A 16459-nucleotide genomic window follows, 5' to 3' on the forward strand; every position below is an offset into this window, starting at 1 on the left:
AAGCGTGGATTTTGCCATCTAAAAACCTTTAAATACATAGGGATGCCCGATTCAAAAAGTTGCCTGCCCTTCAGGGGGATGTCAGTGGAAATGTAATATCAGACGAATTATTGCTTTAAAGGACCCGACTGTCTGCTGAACAGAATAAGTATCATTCTCAATTAGGCATGTGCATTCTCAATTGAAAAAGAACGTACCTGGATTGTATGCTTACCCAGGTACGTTCTTTAATTGTATTTATTCCAAAGAATCTGCAGACTCCTTTTTGGGTTAATCCTCGTCCATCTTCAGGACGGCCATGAAGGCTTCTTGTGGAACCTCGACGGATCCGACTTGCTTCATGCGCTTCTTGCCTTCTTTTTGTTTATCCAGCAATTTGCGCTTACGGGAAATATCCCCGCCGTAACATTTAGCCAGTACGTTTTTGCGCAATGCTTTGATGGTGGTCCGTGCCAGGATCTTGTTGCCGATCGTCGCTTGGATCGGAACTTCGAACTGTTGGCGTGGAATCAATCCGCGCAGTTTTTCTGTGATGATTTTTCCGCGGGCATAGGCGAAATCGCGATGCACGATCAAACTCAAGGCATCGACAGCTTCCCCGTTCAAGAGGATATCCATCTTGACCAATTTGCTTGGACGGTAGCCGATCAATTCATAATCAAGGGAAGCGTAACCCTTCGTGCTTGATTTCAATCTGTCGAAGAAATCAAAGATGATTTCTGACAGGGGCATTTCATAGACGACGTTGACGCGGAAATCATCCAAATAATCCATCGTGATGAAATTGCCGCGTTTCTTCTGGGCGATATCCATGACGGCACCGACATAATCATTCGGCACCATCATGCTTGCTTTGACATACGGTTCTTCGATGCTTTCGATGGTTGTCGCATCGGGCATTTCCGAAGGGTTGTCGATTTCCAAAAATTCGCCATCGGTTTTGTTGACGCGATAAATAACCGATGGAGCTGTCGTGATGATATCCAGATCGAATTCGCGCTCGATCCGTTCCTGGATAACGTCCATGTGCAGCATGCCCAAAAATCCGGTACGGAAACCGAATCCAAGCGCTTGCGAAGATTCTGCCTCGAACTGCAAGGAAGCATCGTTCAATTGCAGTTTTTCCAAAGCTTCGCGCAAGTCATTGAAGTCCGACGCATCAACTGGGTAGATACCGCAGTATACCATCGGGTTCATTTTGCGGTAGCCGGCCAAAGCTTCGCTGGCAGGATTGTTCGCCAACGTAACCGTGTCGCCGACCTGTGTATCTTGGATCGTTTTGATGCCGGCAGTCAAATAGCCAACGTCCCCGACCATCAAAAAGTCGCGCTTGATCGGTTTCGGGGAGAAAATCCCTACTTCGATGACTTCATACTCTTTGCCGTTAGCCATGAATCTGATCATGTCGCCTGGGCGGACCACGCCATTTTTGATCCGGATATTCAGCACGACTCCCCGGTATGGGTCATAGATCGAGTCAAAAACCAAGGCTTGCAAAGGTGCTTCCAGATCACCTTCCGGAGCCGGGATTTTTGCGACGATCTGTTCCAACAGCTCAGGTATGCCCAAGCCGATTTTCGCGCTCGCCAAAACCGCATCGCTGGCATCGATCCCGATGACATCCTCAACCTCAGCTCTGACGCGTTCAGGATCTGCGGCAGGCAAATCGATTTTATTGATGACAGGCACGATTTCCAGGTTATTGTCCAAAGCCAAATAAACGTTGGCGAGGGTCTGTGCTTCGACCCCTTGCGCCGCATCCACTACCAGAATAGCTCCTTCGCAAGCTGCCAAACTGCGGGATACTTCATACGTAAAGTCGACGTGTCCAGGTGTGTCGATCAGATGGAAGATGTAATCTTCACCGTCTTCGGCCCTGTAAGTCAATTCGACGGCGTTTAATTTTATGGTGATGCCTCGTTCTCTCTCGAGGTCCATGGAATCCAATAATTGTGCTTGCATATCACGATCGGCGACTGTATCAGTCATTTGGAGGATTCTATCCGCCAATGTGGATTTCCCATGGTCAATATGGGCAATGATGGAAAAATTTCTGATTCTCTTTTGTCGTTGCTTCATCTCTTCTAAGTTCATTATCGTTGCTCACTTTCTCTGACGTCCATTCGTTCACTTGGAAATTATACCAATCTAAAGCATTTATGACAAGATGCCGCCTCAGATTGGCAAGTCTTTCTCGCTTTTGTTTGGCTAATGTTTGGCTAATAAGCGAAAAAAGAATCCGGAGGCTCCCCACCGGATTCTTTCCCATAGAAACTTAAAAAGCATCAATGATATTTTGCAACGCTTGGATGGATTCATCAGGCAGCGGCATACTCGGATGAATAGCATTGAATTCTTCCAAGAAATCTTCCCGCAGCTGCATGCGTCTTCTCACCAACTTCGTATAGTCTTTGTCTTCAAAATCGGGATTGAAGCCTTCCACCGGCAGATAGCTGAGATGCGGTGCGGTACCGAATGGTATGAATGATGCGGTCCCTTCAACAACACTTTCGATAACGCCCAAAGACACTTCCTTCGGTATTTTTTTCCCCATGAAAAATCCCGTATTGATGATGTAGCAGTCCACTCCTTCGTGAGCCAACAGTTCTTTGAAGCCATCATAATCCTCAACCAATGGATAAACCCGGAACGGATTTGCGAATGGCTCGATGACCAGCGTGTCGGTCGATTCACCTTTCTTCAGCGTTTCCGCAGTCGTGCGTTTCGTGGCCAGCGTCGTGCCGAAAGTTGCCGCCAAGACCGCATCGTCCACCTTCACCAAAGGCGGCAAGGCATCGTCCTTCATGATCCAGTAGACAGCATTGATCGGCTCTTCGAACTTATCAACGCGGTTCGGCGTGGAATAGCGTGATTTGACCGTCCGGCCGTTGCCGTTGCGGATATCTTCGGTGACCAACACAATTTTGCCATCGTTGTCCTTTGTCACGCCCACATTCTGGACAGTAACGAAATAGTTCTGTTCAGGGTGATCGGCGGGATAATCCTGGGTTTTATCGAAATAGGAAGGTTCCAACGCGATGGATGAGCCATCCGTCAAATCGATCAGGAAGGCATCGTCATGCAGCACTTTCACTTCATATTTGTTATCGTGCTTCGAATGGGTCAAAGTCGATTTGCCTGACCCCGAAAGCCCGAAGAAGGAAGCAACATACGAACCGCCATTAGGCAGAAGGAAGTGTTTTTGGCCACCATGGCAAGCAACAAAGCCATTGCGATGGCCGGTTCCCCAAGCAAGCGTCAGTGTGCCTTTTTTGAACTCACCGAAATATTGCATTCCGAGGATACAGGCCACGTTTTTGTCAGGCTCGAAGATAGCCACACCTAGCGGATAATCCGGATGGCGCCAGTCGGGATCTGTGTAGATGTAGATGTCGCCTTCATTGTATGCTTTTGAATGTGCATACATTTCCTGATATTCCGGGCTGTCCCACTGGAAGTTCAACAGCCAGGAGTAAAGATTGTTTTCGTTTCCTTCAGGAAAAGCGATATGCGCCTTGATGATGAAATCTTTATCCAAACCTACATAGCCTGTCGCTTTATAATAATGGCGCAGTCTATTTTGGTAAATGACATCCATGATGATGGCTTGAAGTTTTTCGTCCTCTTCCTTGTTCTCTCCGATGATCCGTTTGGCGCGGGCAGTACGGCCGATGATTCTGCCGCCGTTTTCGACAAGTACCTTGGCATCATCCGGCAAGCCCAGTTCTTTTGCATGTAGCACAGGGAGGTCGGTCACGACCACACCGCCAGCGTTCAGTGCAAGTTCATAGGCTTCCGTCATGTCCGTGACTTCCTGCATGTTTTTGCCATAAAAAGCTGTTTCGACCGTTGTCCGGAATTTCGTAAGTAAAGGGTTGGACTTCTTTAATTCGGATCTATTGAACGATTCTATAGTAGCCATTTAAGTCACCTCTTTTATTTGATAATTCCATTATAATCCTATTTCCCTGAAATGTAACCCCTTACATACCGAAATTAGCGAATATTTACTCTTTTTCTATAAAAAAAGTGTTGTTTGACCTCATGTTAGTTACAAAAACTCTAACAGAATAGTCTAGGGACAAAAAAAGAACCGGTGCTTGCTGTTTCCAGCGCCCCGGTTCTTTTGGTTTATTTATTTTTTGTTTTTGAAGGCGTCCTTTACTTTATCAAAAAAATTGGCGTCGTCTTCCACCAGCGTATCGCCGCCTGCTGCTGCGAATGCGCGGATTGCCTCTCTTTGCTTCTCGCTAAGGTTCTTCGGTGTGACGACAGTCACTTTGACGTGCTGATCACCATTTCCGGTTCCACGCAAGCGTGGCGCCCCTTTGCCTTTCAGTCGGAAATTCGTGCCCGTTTGTGTCCCGGCAGGAATCTTCAGCTTGACTTTTCCGTGCACAGTCGGCACTTCAATCTCATCACCCAAAGCTGCTTGGGCGAAGCTGATCGGAAGTGTGTAATGGATTTCTGTCCCTTCGCGATCGAAAATATCGCTTGGTTCTACTTGGAAAACGACATAGAGATCGCCATACGGGCCGCCATTGCTGCCGACTTCGCCTTGGCCGTTCAAGCGCATCTGTTGTCCATCGTCGACGCCTGGAGGGATAGTGACTGCCACAGAGTGGTCAGTTTCGACATGCCCACGTCCGTGGCACGTTGTACATTTATCGGTGATTTCCTTGCCTGTTCCGCTGCAGACATCACAGACTGCTTGTGTCATTACGCGGCCGAAAGGAGTATTCCTTTCGACACCGACCGCACCTGAACCATGACATTTCGAACATGTTTTCGGTTGCGTGCCGGGTTTTGCTCCGGAACCACTGCAGGTTTTGCATTCTTCATCACGTTTGTAACGGATGGTTTCTTTCTTCCCGAAAATGGCTTCTTCAAATGTAAGGTGGATACGGTACTGTAGATCAGAACCTTGACGGGGGGCATTCGGATTTCTGCCGCGACCGCCTCCGCCGCCGAAAAAGGAATCAAAGATATCTTCAAAACCGCCTGAGAAACCGCCGAAGCCGCCGCCACCATAACCGCCGCCTGCGCCGAAGTTGGGATCGGTACTGGCATGGCCGTATTGGTCATAGGCTGCGCGTTTATTGCCGTCACTCAAGACTTCATAAGCCTCAGCAAGCTCCTTGAATTTGTCTTCTGCGCCCGCTTCTTTGTTGATATCCGGGTGGAACTTCTTGGAAAGTTTCCGGTAAGCTTTTTTTATCTCATCGTCTGTGGCATCCTTCGACACACCCAAGACATCGTAATAATCTCTTTTCGCCATTGTTTCGCCTCCATTGATTGGCTTCATCTGAACATTTTATCTCTATACAGTGAGAGAAGCCAATGCAGTTATGCGTTGGCTTCCTCTCGTTAGAGTTGACTATTTGTCGTCTACTTCTTCAAAATCGGCATCAACGACACCGTCGTCAGTTGCTGTGTCATGCGCGCCTTCTTGTTGCGCTTGAGCAGCTTGCTCATAAAGTTTGACAGTCAGGTTTTGGACAAGTTCATTCAACGAATCGCGCTTCGTTTTCATTTGTTCCAAATCATTTGCTTCGACTGCTGCTTTCAGTTCGTCTCTAGCTTCTTCAGCTTTCTTCACTTCATCAGCGTCGACTTTTCCGTCAAGCTCTTTCAAAGTTTTGTCAGTCTGGAAGATCAATTGATCCACTTCGTTGCGCAATTCAACTTCTTCTTTGCGCAATTTGTCTGCTTCAGCGTTAGCTTCTGCATCTTTCACCATTTTTTCGATTTCTTCGTCAGTCAGACCGGAAGAGGATTTGATGGTGATTGTTTGTTCTTTTTGAGTTCCCAAGTCTTTCGCGCGAACATTGACGATACCATTTTTGTCGATATCGAATGATACTTCGATTTGCGGAACACCACGAGGAGCTGATGGAATATCCGTCAATTGGAAACGACCCAATGTTTTGTTGTCGTTTGCCATTGGACGCTCACCTTGCAGGACATGCACATCAACAGCTGGCTGGTTGTCGGCTGCAGTCGAGAAGACTTGTGATTTGCTAGTAGGGATTGTTGTATTGCGGTCGATCAATTTAGTGAACACGCCACCCATTGTTTCGATACCCAATGATAAAGGTGTTACGTCCAATAATACGATGTCTTTAACGTCACCGGAGATGACTCCGCCTTGGATAGCAGCGCCCATTGCGACAACTTCATCCGGGTTAACGGATTTGTTAGGCTCTTTGCCTGCTTCTTTACGGACTGCTTCGATGACTGCAGGGATACGTGTTGAACCACCGACAAGGATGATTTCATCGATTTCGGAAGTGGATAGACCTGCATCCTTCAATGCTTGGCGCACAGGACCTTTTGTACGTTCAACCAAGTCATAAGTGATTTCATCGAATTTAGCGCGGGTAAGCGTCAATTCCATGTGCAACGGACCTGCATCGCCGGCAGTGATGAACGGCAAGCTGATTTGCGTTGAAGTAACGCCTGATAGATCTTTTTTGGCTTTTTCAGCAGCGTCCTTCAGACGTTGTTTCGCCATTTTGTCGTTTGAAAGATCGATTCCGTTTTCTTTCTTGAATTCCGCAACCAAGTAGTCGATGATTTTGTTGTCGAAGTCATCTCCGCCTAATTTGTTGTCGCCGGCTGTACTCAACACGTCGAATACGCCATCGCCCAATTCAAGGATGGAAACGTCGAATGTACCGCCGCCCAAGTCGAATACAAGGATTTTTTCGTCTTTATCTGTTTTATCCAAACCGTATGCCAAAGCTGCAGCAGTCGGCTCGTTGACAATACGCTCTACTTCCAGTCCGGCAATTCTTCCGGCATCTTTAGTTGCTTGACGCTGCGCGTCATTGAAGTAAGCTGGAACTGTAATAACGGCTTTATCAACTTTTTCGCCTAGGTAGTCTTCTGCGTAGCCTTTCAGATATTGCAGGATCATCGCTGATACTTCTTGCGGTGTGTAGCTTTTGCCTTCCACTTCCACTTTGTAGCCAGCATCGCCCATATGGCGTTTGATTGAGCTGATTGTGTTAGGGTTTGTCACTGCTTGGCGTTTTGCAACCTCGCCCACTTGGATTTCGCCATTCTTGAATGAAACGACTGATGGTGTCGTGCGATTTCCCTCTGGATTTGGGATGATTTTAGCTTCTCCGCCTTCTAATACAGCGACAGCTGAGTTTGTTGTACCTAAGTCAATACCGATAATTTTGCTCATGATGTTATTCCCCTCTATATGAAATTTTTATGTTTATCAATAAAATTATTCTGCCACAATAACCATTGCGGGTCTTAAAACGCGTTCTTTCAAGGTGTAGCCTTTTTGGACTACCGCGACGACTGTATCAGGCGCTTGACCTTCAGCAGCCGGCTGCATTTGAATGGATTGATGGAAATTCGGATCGAAAGGCTGGTCGATCGGATTGATCGGAGAGATCCCTTCTTTGGCGAAAGCTTCCGTGAATAGGTTCATGACCATTTCCAAACCTTTTTTCAGGTTCAAAGATTTTTCATCTTCCACTTCAATCGCTAATGCACGCTCCAAACTGTCCATCACCGGCAACAATTCCTGGGCCAATGACTGGGAACGGAATTTCGCCGCATCCTGTCTTTCTTTCGCGTTGCGCTTCTGGATATTGGCAAGTTCTGCCTGCAGGCGCAACAAACGGTCCTCCGTTTCGGACAAGGTTGCTTTCAAGGTTTCAACCTCACTTGCTTCCGCAACCGTCTCTTGACCCTCCACAACCGTTGTATCAACGGTCGCTTGTTCCTGGTCCACTAATTCTTCGTTATTATCCACTTCAAAATCTCCTTTGTCGTGCTTATTTGTTCAGATCATTCAAGCTATCAGAAAGTTCGTAACGCATAAATTTCATGATACTGATCATTTTTTGATAAGGCATATTGGTTGGCCCCAGTAATGCGATCAGGCCCTTACCGTTGCCGGCTGTGTCATAGGTAGCCGTAATCAGGCTAAAATTATGCAACAGTTCATTGTCCAATTCCGTTCCGATCTTGACGCCGACGCCATCGTTGGGGTTTGAAAAAAGCGCATGGATGTCCGGAGACCCGTTCAGCATGCTTAAAATGGCTTTGACTTTATTCTTGTCCATCGTCGCATCCAAATGATTCAGGAGGTTCATGCTGCCGCCTACATGGAAGCGGTCATGCTCCAACTTCGCCACGATGTCATTGAAGATCGCTGTGAAATCGATTTTTGCATCGACGTACTTCCGGATGATCACCGGAATGTCCGTTTGCAGTTTGATGAATACTTCCTGCAGCGTGCGGCCTACAAGTTCCTGATTGAAGATGTTGACGATTTTTTCTATCTCAGAGGCTGAGAAGCCTGGCGAAACAGAAAAAATTTGGTTTTCCACATGTCCTTTATCAGTCACCAAGATGGCCATCACATGGCCTTCATTGAGCGCGACCAAGCGGAAGCCCGTCAATCGGCTGTCCTTTGTTTCGGGGCCGATCGCCAAAGCGGTATAATTCGTCAAAAAGGAAAGCATTTCAGCTGATTTTTCGACGACCTGCTGCACTTCCCGGTAAGGATTCTGAAAACCATGCTTGATCGTCTGTTTGACATCGTCAGCGACTTCTTCGCTTTCTTTGCCCATTAGTTGATCGACATAGTAACGGTAGCCTTGGATGGACGGTATCCTGCCGGATGAAGAATGCATTTTTTCCAGGAAGCCCAGTTCTTCGATCCGCATCATTTCGTTGCGGATCGTAGCGGAACTCAAGGACAATGCAGATTCCTTCAGAAGCGTCTTCGAACCGATCGGCTCCTCGAATTCGATGTAATGCCTGACAATTAAATCCAAAATTAGCAACTGTCTTTCTGTTAACAAGATTTTCACCTCACTTTAGCACTTGACCATAATGAGTGCTAACCATAAATAAATTTATCATGGGTAACAGGCTTTGTCAACGGAATACAATCATTTTTCATAAGATTATGGGCACCCTACAGGCAACGAAAGGATTCACATCAAGAAAGAGCGGAATACTTCGTTACCGAGGAAAACACCTCTTTGGGTCAAACGGATCCTGTCGCCATCGACCAGAAGCAGGCCGTCCGCAACCAAATCCGCGATGACGGCAGCATACTGGTCCAATAGAGGGGTCTGGAATTTATCGGCAAAATGTTTTTGGCTGACGCCAACCATCGTACGCAGACCCAGAATCATTTCTTCTTCCATCTGTTCCTGTTTCGACAATTGCTGCTGACGGATGATCGGCAGATTATTTTCGCGCAATGGCGCCAAATACTGTTGGATCGGTCCATGGTTATGGTAGCGGATCCCATCGATATAGCCATGCGCACCTGCCCCGAAACCGAAATAGGATTCATTTTTCCAATAGGTAAGATTGTGCTGGGATTCATAGCCCGGCAGCGCAAAGTTGGAGATTTCGTATTGATTCCTGCCATTTTTTGACATCGTCTCGATGGCAAGGGCGTACATATCTGCCTCTGTGTCTTCCGAAGGCAACGGCAGTTTCCCCTGACGCATCAAGTTATAGAAAACCGTTTTATTCTCGAGGATCAAAGCGTAGATCGAGTAATGCGGCAAATCCAATTCCAAGGCTTTTTTAAGACTGTCTTCAAAATCGGCCATCGTTTGGTTCGGCAGGCGGAAGATCAGATCGATGGTCATATTTTCGAATCCGGCTCTGCGGGCATCGGCCACGGAAGTGTACACTTGCTCGGCTGTATGGATGCGGCCGATCTTTTTCAGGATGTCGTTATTGAACGATTGGACCCCCATACTCAAACGGTTGACCCCATAATCACGCATGATCTTCAGCTTCTCGAAAGAAATACTTTCCGGATTGGCTTCCATCGTGAACTCGGCGCCCTTCGGCAAGGAGTAGGTGCTGCGGATTCCGTTCAGCAGCCTCTCCAGCTGGCGCTCATTCAGTGTCGTCGGTGTGCCGCCGCCGATATAGAAAGTGCTGATTTCTTCTCGCGGGTGCAGCTGTTTCGACAGCTGCATTTCCTTTATCAAAGCATCCACGTATTCATCGACCGGTTGGCCTTCCAAGAACACTTTATTGAAGTCGCAATAGAAACAAATATGTTCGCAGAAAGGGATATGCATATAAGCCGCTGCCATTTAGAGGGTCACCTCATCCAAGGGGTGCTCCTTAAAATAGGCGATCGTATCCGCTTCATCACTTTTAAGCTGCGAGATCAGTTGGTCGACGCCTGAAAATTTGATTTCGCTGCGGATAAAATGATGCCATCTGACAGTTACATCCTCACCGTAGATCATTTTATCGAAGTCCAGTATATATACTTCCACGGATTTATCGCGGCCAGCTTCAAAAGTGATGTTGTGCCCAATCGAAGCCGTGCCGCGGTACCAGGTTCCGTTCACTCTGATGCTCACGATGTATACGCCATTCCTTGGCAAGCGTGTGTGTTTTTCGGTCTGGATATTGGCAGTCGGAAAACCCAATAGCCTGCCTCGCGCATCGCCATGGATGACTGTACCGTCGATCTGATAGATATAGCCTAAGTATGCATTCGCTTTTTCCATATCCCCTTCGGCTAATGCTTCCCGGATATGGGTGGAGCTGATTTTTTCGGCTTCGTTCTTCAATTCGGAAACTTCGATGACTTCGAAGCGGCCTTTTGCATAGTTCACCAATTGCTTCATATCCGCGATTTCTCTGGGCCCATAGGTGTAATCGAAACCGGCAACGACTGCGGCAGCATGCAGGCCGCTGATGTATTGGTCGACAAATTCCTGCGGTCTCAAAGAGGCAAAGGCAGATGTGAATGAGATGACGAAGAAATAATCAACGCCCAAGCTTTCGAATATTTCGGCTTTGCGGTTGACTGTCGACAAATACTGCATCGTTTCCGGGTTCATCTTCTGGAAAACGATGCTCGGGTGATGATTGAAGCTCATGACGGCAAGTTTGAGGTTCTTCTTTTCGGCAACTTCCTTTGCCCTTTTGATCACTTCTTGATGTCCTCGATGGACTCCGTCAAAGTATCCCAACGCCAACACGACTGGCTCGTCTGGTATCAGTTTTTGGTCATAGGGATGATGTATATGCATTATTTCCATTGCTAAGGCAACTCCTTGCTGTTTATGATAGGAACATTTTTCTGGGTTTGATGAAACCGGATTTGGTCGGATGCGGTTCGTACATCGCCACGATTTTGCCCTGGTAGGTGAACAAAACGGGGGCATCCATGGTTTCAAATAGTCCCTCTTTCGGAAGAACCGCACCATTTTTCACCTTATCCCACAGTTCATCGTCAAGCGCAATCTGATGATACGTTTCGAATACCGAGTCGATCGGCTTCAGGTGCGCGTCAATTTCGTTGTTTGCCATTGCTTCAGCCACTTGCTGCAGCGTGAGGCAATCATCCTTCGTGAAGGATCCGCTCATCGTGCGCGTCAGGCTGGACATGTACGCCGGATAACCCAATGATGCGCCCAAATCGACAGCTAAGGTCCGCACATAGGTCCCTTTTCCGCATGTTACCCGGAAGCTCCAGGACATCGTTTGCTCTTCCGCATGATAGACGGGTTCTGAAATCCGCTCGAAACTCATGACGTGGATGCTTCTTTGCGGCCTTTCGACGGTCAAACCATTGCGGGCATATTCGTACAGCCTTTTTCCGTTCACCTTGACCGCGGAATACATCGGCGGAACTTGGATGCTTTCGCCAACCATGGCTTCCATCGCAGCGTCGATTTCAGCCAAAGACAGGTCTTGCGCAACCGGCGCCTTCGCAATCGTTTCGCCTTGGCTGTCCTCTGTCGTTGTGGCGACTCCGATAGTGATTTCCCCTTCGTAAGCTTTGTCCGTGTCAGTCAAAAATTCGACAACTTTGGTGGCTTTTCCGATGCAGATCGGCAAAACGCCATCAACTTCCGGATCCAGTGTACCGGTATGCCCCACTTTTTTAGTTTTCAGTATTTTTCTCAGTTTGAATACGCAGTCGTGACTTGTCATGCCGCGTTCTTTCCATAAAGGTAATATTCCGTCCATATGTCTGCAACCTACTTTCTTCTACAACTAACCTATTATAGCATAATCTATTCTACACGAAAAAACATCAACAATAGAAGAATATGCTTACAATCATAGTGATAACTGCGTTACTTTTCCTGGAAAATCTGCTATGCTTAAGGAAATAAGACTGCAATGAAGGAGAATCATCATGCCAAACTTCAAAATTGTGACCGATTCCACAACGGAATTGTCCGCAGAAGAAATTGACAGATATGGAATCACCGTAATCCCACTTTCATCCATGATCGATAACGTGCTGTATTACGACGGCGTCACCATAACCAAACCCGAATTCCTCGATAAAATGATGAACAGCAAGGAATTGCCAAAATCATCCCAACCAGCCATGGGCACTTTTTTAGATAAATACAATGAATTGACAGCTGATGGCAGCGAAGTTCTGTCCATCCATGTCACCGAATCATTGAGCGGAACCGTGAATTCTGCTCTTCAGGCGGCTAAACTTGCCCACGGTAAAGTCACTGTCATTGATTCAAAGTTTTGCGCAAGAGCAGCCGCCTTCCAAGTATTGGAAGCAGCCAAATGTGCCGTAGAAGGATTGACGGTAGCTGAAGCATTGCCTCGGATCGCTGCCGTTAAGGACCGCACCCTGCTTTACATCTGCGTCGTCAACCTGGACAATATGGTCAAAGGCGGACGCATCGGAAAAACAATGGGACGCATCACGACGTTGCTGAACATCAAAGCCAACCTGAAAATGATCGACGGCGCATTGACTACTGATATCAAAGGCCGCGGCACAAAAGCAATCGTCAAGCGCTATGAAGAGATCATCGAAGAGCTGAAGCAGAAATACTTGGATGTTGAAGCAATCGGCATTACGCATGTCGGGCTATCGGAATATTCGAACCAAATCATCGACATGCTGAAGGCTGCGTTCCCCAACGCCCAGATGTACACGTCCTACGCCAGCGCCAGCGTCATGACCCACGCCGGCCCTGAAGCCGTATCCCTCCAATTCCTAATGAAAAACAAATAAAAAAATGCCGCTATCTCCTGAATGGGAAATAGCGGCATTTTTTTTCATAGGTATAAGAAGTAGGATGTTATCCCCGTTAAAATTGTTCCCAAAGCGAAGACTACCTTGAAACTCAGGTGTTTCGTCTTATGGCGGAAGTGATGCATCCCCAGCAGGCCACCCAGGCCGCCACCAAAAAATCCGAGCAGGAGCAGATTGCGTTCCGGTATGCGCCAAGCTTTTTGCCGCGCTTTCTTTTTATCGATGCCCATCAAAATGAATAGCACAAGGTTCACCAGGATGAAGTAAATGATCACTGGATTTCTCATTGTTCTCCGTATCCTTGGCTCTGTCTGATGATCTCCACGATTACCGCAACTGCCTTTTCCATTGATTGGACAGACACAAATTCATAACGTCCGTGGAAATTTTCTCCCCCGGCAAAGATATTCGGAGTGGGCAGACCCATGAAGGACAATTTGGATCCGTCCGTCCCGCCACGGATCGGTTCGATGATTGGGGTGATCCCCAAAGACTTCATCGCCGCTTCGGCCAGATCGACTGGGCGCATATCTTCCTTCAGCACTTCACCCATGTTGTAGTACTGATCGTGCATTTCGACAGAGATGCGTTCTTCAGCCAATTCCTTGTTCATGCGCTCCGCCAATGCAAGCATAGTGGTTTTTCTGTTCTCAAAAAGCTCTTTGTCATGATCCCTGATGATGTAGGTCATCTTGCTTTCTTCCACATTGCCTTCGATACCCAATAAGTGATAAAAACCTTCGCGCTTTTCGGTTTGTTCAGGCACTTCCTTTTGCGGCAACGCGCTGTCGTAAGCGATGGCCAACTTGATTGCATTCACCATCGTGTCTTTGGCAGTGCCTGGATGCACATTTTTGCCACGGATCGTCACGATAGCTTGCGCGGCATTGAAGCTTTCAAATTCAAGTTCTCCCAATGGTCCGCCATCCATCGTATAGGCAAAGTCGCAGTCGAAACCAGCCACATCAAAAAGATCAGCTCCACGGCCGATTTCCTCATCCGGTCCGAAAGCGACTTTGATGTCCCCGTGTTCCAAATCATCCGCTGCTTTTATCGCTTCCAACGCTGTGATGATTTCGGCGATGCCGGCTTTGTCGTCCGCACCCAGCAATGTTTTCCCGTCGGTAGTGATCAAAGTCTGGCCGATGTAGTTCTTCAAAGAAGGAAAGTCCTTCGGTGAAAGGATCAGCTGTGTTTCAGCATTCAAGATCAGATCGTTGCCCGCATAATGGTCCCAAATAAGCGGATTTACATGCGCCGCTTCAAAATCAGCTGTATCCATATGGGCGATGAACCCGATAGTAGGGAACGCTTTTTGGGAGTTGCGCGGCAAAAGTGCCGTCACGAAGCCATTGGCCTCATTGTATTGGATATCCGAAAGTCCGATGGCTTCCAGTTCCGGCATCAAAACCGTTTTTGCGAATTCCACCTGGTTTTGGGTAGAAGGCACCGTCAGACTTTTTTCATCCGATCTCGTCTCAAATTTAATGTATTTCAAAAAACGGTCCACTAATTTTTCTTGCATTCATTGACATCCTCTCATAATTGACTGTCGAAAATGAAAGGATCCGTGTTGATTTCGGAAGCGATGACTTCCAGATCCCACTCATTTTCCTTTTTCCATTCATTGAATAATTCCAATAATTTCGGTTTGCAAATCTGTTCGATGTGATGGCCCGGATCGATGACGGTCAGCCCATCAGCCTGCATATCGTGGGCCGTGTGGTAGTAGACATCGCCAGTGATATAGACATCCGCACCCTTTTTGATGGCTTTCCGATAATATTTGCCGGCATCCCCGCCGCAGATGGCAACACGGGTGATCGTCTGATCCAAATCGGCTGCGATGAAGCGCATGCCTTCGATCTGGAAAACATCCTTCACGTACTGGATAAAGGAACGCAACGACATCGGCAAGGCTAAATTACCGACCCTCCCCAGACCGTATTCGCGCTGGAAATTATTGATCGTGTAGATTTCGTAGATGGGTTCTTCGTAAGGATGCGATTCATACAGCGCCTCCAAAACTTCCGCCAAGTATTTGTCTTCGACGAGCATCTCAATTTTTTTCTCTTGCACCGCTTCGGGTTCATTGATGTGTCCGATGGCAGGTTTTGCGCCTTCAAGCGGCGTGAAGCGGCCAACTCCTTGCGCCTCATAGGAGCAGTGGCTGTATTCGTCGGAAATGTTCCCCGCGCCAGCATCTGTCATAGCCACACGGACACGATTGCATTCCGCATTGGGCACGCAGACGGATATTTTTTTCACAGGCACGCGCTTCGTGACATCCATGATTTCGACATCCAACAGCCCCAACGATTCAGAGAGCCAATCGTTCATCCCGTTGTTCGCATTGTCCAGATTCGTATGGGCCGCATAGACGCTGATGTCATGTTTCAGCAGATCCACGTACATCTTTGTTTGCTTGTCTGAAACGTCCAGATTTTTTAACGGTCTGTAGATCGGCGGATGATGGGAGAAGATAAAATCGACTTGCTTCTCGATGGCCTCCTGAACGACTTCCGGACGGACATCAAGCGTCACCAAAATACTACGGACCGGACGGCTTAAGTCTCCCAAATGGAGTCCCACCGGATCCCCCTCCTCTGCCAGCCAAGTCGGAACATGCGATTCGAATAACTCGATGAATTCATAACCAGTAATGCTTTTCATGACTTCAGCACCTCTTTAATTTCATTGATTTTATTGATCACTTGCTGTTCTTTTTCGTTCAGATCATTGCTTGCTTTTTGCATGCTGTCCAATATGTATTGGCATTTGTCGATTTCGGATAACCATTTTTTGCGGAAAACTTCATTTTTATTCTGAAGCAGGAAACGGCCGAAGCTGTATTCCAGATCAGTGTAGTTGTCCGGTGTCTCTGCCTTTTCGGCAACGATGATTTCATAAATCTTTCCGTTTTCTTCCAATATCGTTTCGTCGATGATTTTGTATTGGTGGGCGATCAACCATTCACGCAGTTTCTTTTCTCCATTATTGGGCTGAAGGATCAACCGTTCCACACCGTCCAATTTATCTTTCAGTCTGCCTTTTTCCAGAATTTTGGAAATCAAGTCCCCACCCATCCCGCAGATGGTGACGACGTTTATATGATCCGTCGGCTCAATCACATCCATGCCATCGCCAAGTCTGGCGCTGACACGATCGCCGACTCCTGATGTTCTGATCTGTTCCGCTGCCGATTCGAAGGGGCCTTTCACAACTTCCCCTGCCAATGCGTAACTGATGACCTCGCGCGCTGCCAAAACACAAGGCAGATAAGCGTGATCCGAGCCGATATCGGCCAATCTGGCATTTTCAGGCACAAAACCTGCGACCGTCTCGAGTCTTACGGATAATTGTTGATTATTCAACCTCATCCCTCCATTTCCATTTTTGCTGATAGTACTATTTTAG

The 16459-nt window shown here is 47.4% G+C and carries 14 protein-coding genes; 1 reads left to right on the plus strand and 13 read right to left on the minus strand.

The window, feature by feature from the left end; genetic code table 11:
- Nucleotides 1-270 precede the first annotated feature (270 nt).
- From lepA to truB, 9 genes are all read right to left on the minus strand, one after another.
- Nucleotides 271-2094, minus strand: a complete 1824-nt coding sequence (gene lepA / locus C7R73_RS00240) for a translation elongation factor 4 (RefSeq protein ID WP_106448587.1) — start codon at nucleotides 2092-2094, stop codon at nucleotides 271-273.
- A gap of 181 nt (nucleotides 2095-2275) precedes the next feature.
- Nucleotides 2276-3922 (minus strand): phosphoenolpyruvate carboxykinase (ATP), encoded by a 1647-nt coding sequence (locus C7R73_RS00245; protein ID WP_106448588.1) that lies wholly within the window; start codon nucleotides 3920-3922, stop codon nucleotides 2276-2278.
- Nucleotides 3923-4135: 213 nt separating this feature from the next.
- Nucleotides 4136-5278 carry a molecular chaperone DnaJ gene (gene dnaJ, locus C7R73_RS00250; protein WP_106448589.1) on the minus strand — a complete coding sequence of 381 codons (1143 nt, stop codon included), beginning with the start codon at nucleotides 5276-5278 and terminating at the stop codon, nucleotides 4136-4138.
- Nucleotides 5279-5377: 99 nt separating this feature from the next.
- Nucleotides 5378-7195 (minus strand): molecular chaperone DnaK, encoded by a 1818-nt coding sequence (gene dnaK / locus C7R73_RS00255; protein ID WP_106448590.1) that lies wholly within the window; start codon nucleotides 7193-7195, stop codon nucleotides 5378-5380.
- 45 nt (nucleotides 7196-7240) lie between these two features.
- Nucleotides 7241-7777 carry a nucleotide exchange factor GrpE gene (gene grpE / locus C7R73_RS00260; RefSeq protein WP_106448591.1) on the minus strand — a complete coding sequence of 179 codons (537 nt, stop codon included), beginning with the start codon at nucleotides 7775-7777 and terminating at the stop codon, nucleotides 7241-7243.
- Nucleotides 7778-7799: 22 nt separating this feature from the next.
- The gene (gene hrcA / locus C7R73_RS00265; RefSeq protein ID WP_106448592.1) at nucleotides 7800-8834 is read right to left on the minus strand and encodes a heat-inducible transcriptional repressor HrcA; all 1035 of its coding nucleotides are present in this window, start codon (nucleotides 8832-8834) and stop codon (nucleotides 7800-7802) included.
- A 135-nt stretch (nucleotides 8835-8969) separates the two neighbouring features.
- Nucleotides 8970-10100 carry a radical SAM family heme chaperone HemW gene (gene hemW / locus C7R73_RS00270; RefSeq protein WP_106448593.1) on the minus strand — a complete coding sequence of 377 codons (1131 nt, stop codon included), beginning with the start codon at nucleotides 10098-10100 and terminating at the stop codon, nucleotides 8970-8972.
- Nucleotides 10101-11063, minus strand: a complete 963-nt coding sequence (ribF, locus tag C7R73_RS00275) for a riboflavin biosynthesis protein RibF (protein ID WP_106448594.1) — start codon at nucleotides 11061-11063, stop codon at nucleotides 10101-10103. It lies immediately after the preceding gene.
- 22 nt (nucleotides 11064-11085) lie between these two features.
- Nucleotides 11086-11997 (minus strand): tRNA pseudouridine(55) synthase TruB, encoded by a 912-nt coding sequence (gene truB / locus C7R73_RS00280; RefSeq protein ID WP_106448595.1) that lies wholly within the window; start codon nucleotides 11995-11997, stop codon nucleotides 11086-11088.
- A gap of 172 nt (nucleotides 11998-12169) precedes the next feature.
- Here truB and C7R73_RS00285 point away from each other — a divergent pair, with 172 nt between their 5' ends.
- The gene (locus C7R73_RS00285; RefSeq protein WP_106448596.1) at nucleotides 12170-13021 is read left to right on the plus strand and encodes a DegV family protein; all 852 of its coding nucleotides are present in this window, start codon (nucleotides 12170-12172) and stop codon (nucleotides 13019-13021) included.
- 44 nt (nucleotides 13022-13065) lie between these two features.
- On the opposite strand, the gene C7R73_RS00290 is transcribed toward C7R73_RS00285, so the two are convergent.
- From C7R73_RS00290 to C7R73_RS00305, 4 genes are read right to left on the minus strand one after another with little or no spacing between them, the layout of a single operon-like run.
- Nucleotides 13066-13329, minus strand: coding sequence for a DUF1294 domain-containing protein (locus C7R73_RS00290; RefSeq protein WP_192875226.1), 264 nt, complete (start codon nucleotides 13327-13329; stop codon nucleotides 13066-13068).
- Entirely contained in the window at nucleotides 13326-14567 is a 1242-nt protein-coding gene (gene pepT, locus C7R73_RS00295) for a peptidase T (protein WP_106448598.1), read from the minus strand. The genes C7R73_RS00290 and pepT overlap by 4 nt, the downstream gene beginning before the upstream one ends.
- Nucleotides 14568-14581: 14 nt before the next feature.
- Nucleotides 14582-15715 (minus strand): Nif3-like dinuclear metal center hexameric protein, encoded by a 1134-nt coding sequence (locus C7R73_RS00300; RefSeq protein WP_106448599.1) that lies wholly within the window; start codon nucleotides 15713-15715, stop codon nucleotides 14582-14584.
- A complete protein-coding gene (locus C7R73_RS00305; protein WP_106448600.1) occupies nucleotides 15712-16416 on the minus strand; it encodes a tRNA (adenine(22)-N(1))-methyltransferase in 705 nt (234 codons plus the stop codon). The genes C7R73_RS00300 and C7R73_RS00305 overlap by 4 nt, the downstream gene beginning before the upstream one ends.
- Between the last annotated feature and the right edge of the window lie 43 nt (nucleotides 16417-16459).

It is taken from the genome of Trichococcus alkaliphilus, from assembly GCF_003008695.1.
In the GTDB taxonomy this organism is placed as follows: domain Bacteria; phylum Bacillota; class Bacilli; order Lactobacillales; family Aerococcaceae; genus Trichococcus; species Trichococcus alkaliphilus.

Bases quoted from the DNA above. Each gene is read 5' to 3' on its own strand.
- lepA (WP_106448587.1), bottom strand. From the start codon at position 2,094: ATGAACTTAGAAGAGATGAAGCAACGACAAAAGAGAATCAGAAATTTT.
- C7R73_RS00245 (WP_106448588.1), bottom strand. From the start codon at position 3,922: ATGGCTACTATAGAATCGTTCAATAGATCCGAATTAAAGAAGTCCAAC.
- dnaJ (WP_106448589.1), bottom strand. From the start codon at position 5,278: ATGGCGAAAAGAGATTATTACGATGTCTTGGGTGTGTCGAAGGATGCC.
- dnaK (WP_106448590.1), bottom strand. From the start codon at position 7,195: ATGAGCAAAATTATCGGTATTGACTTAGGTACAACAAACTCAGCTGTC.
- hemW (WP_106448593.1), bottom strand. From the start codon at position 10,100: ATGGCAGCGGCTTATATGCATATCCCTTTCTGCGAACATATTTGTTTC.
- ribF (WP_106448594.1), bottom strand. From the start codon at position 11,063: ATGGAAATAATGCATATACATCATCCCTATGACCAAAAACTGATACCA.
- truB (WP_106448595.1), bottom strand. From the start codon at position 11,997: ATGGACGGAATATTACCTTTATGGAAAGAACGCGGCATGACAAGTCAC.
- C7R73_RS00285 (WP_106448596.1), top strand. From the start codon at position 12,170: ATGCCAAACTTCAAAATTGTGACCGATTCCACAACGGAATTGTCCGCA.
- C7R73_RS00290 (WP_192875226.1), bottom strand. From the start codon at position 13,329: ATGAGAAATCCAGTGATCATTTACTTCATCCTGGTGAACCTTGTGCTA.
- pepT (WP_106448598.1), bottom strand. From the start codon at position 14,567: ATGCAAGAAAAATTAGTGGACCGTTTTTTGAAATACATTAAATTTGAG.
- C7R73_RS00300 (WP_106448599.1), bottom strand. From the start codon at position 15,715: ATGAAAAGCATTACTGGTTATGAATTCATCGAGTTATTCGAATCGCAT.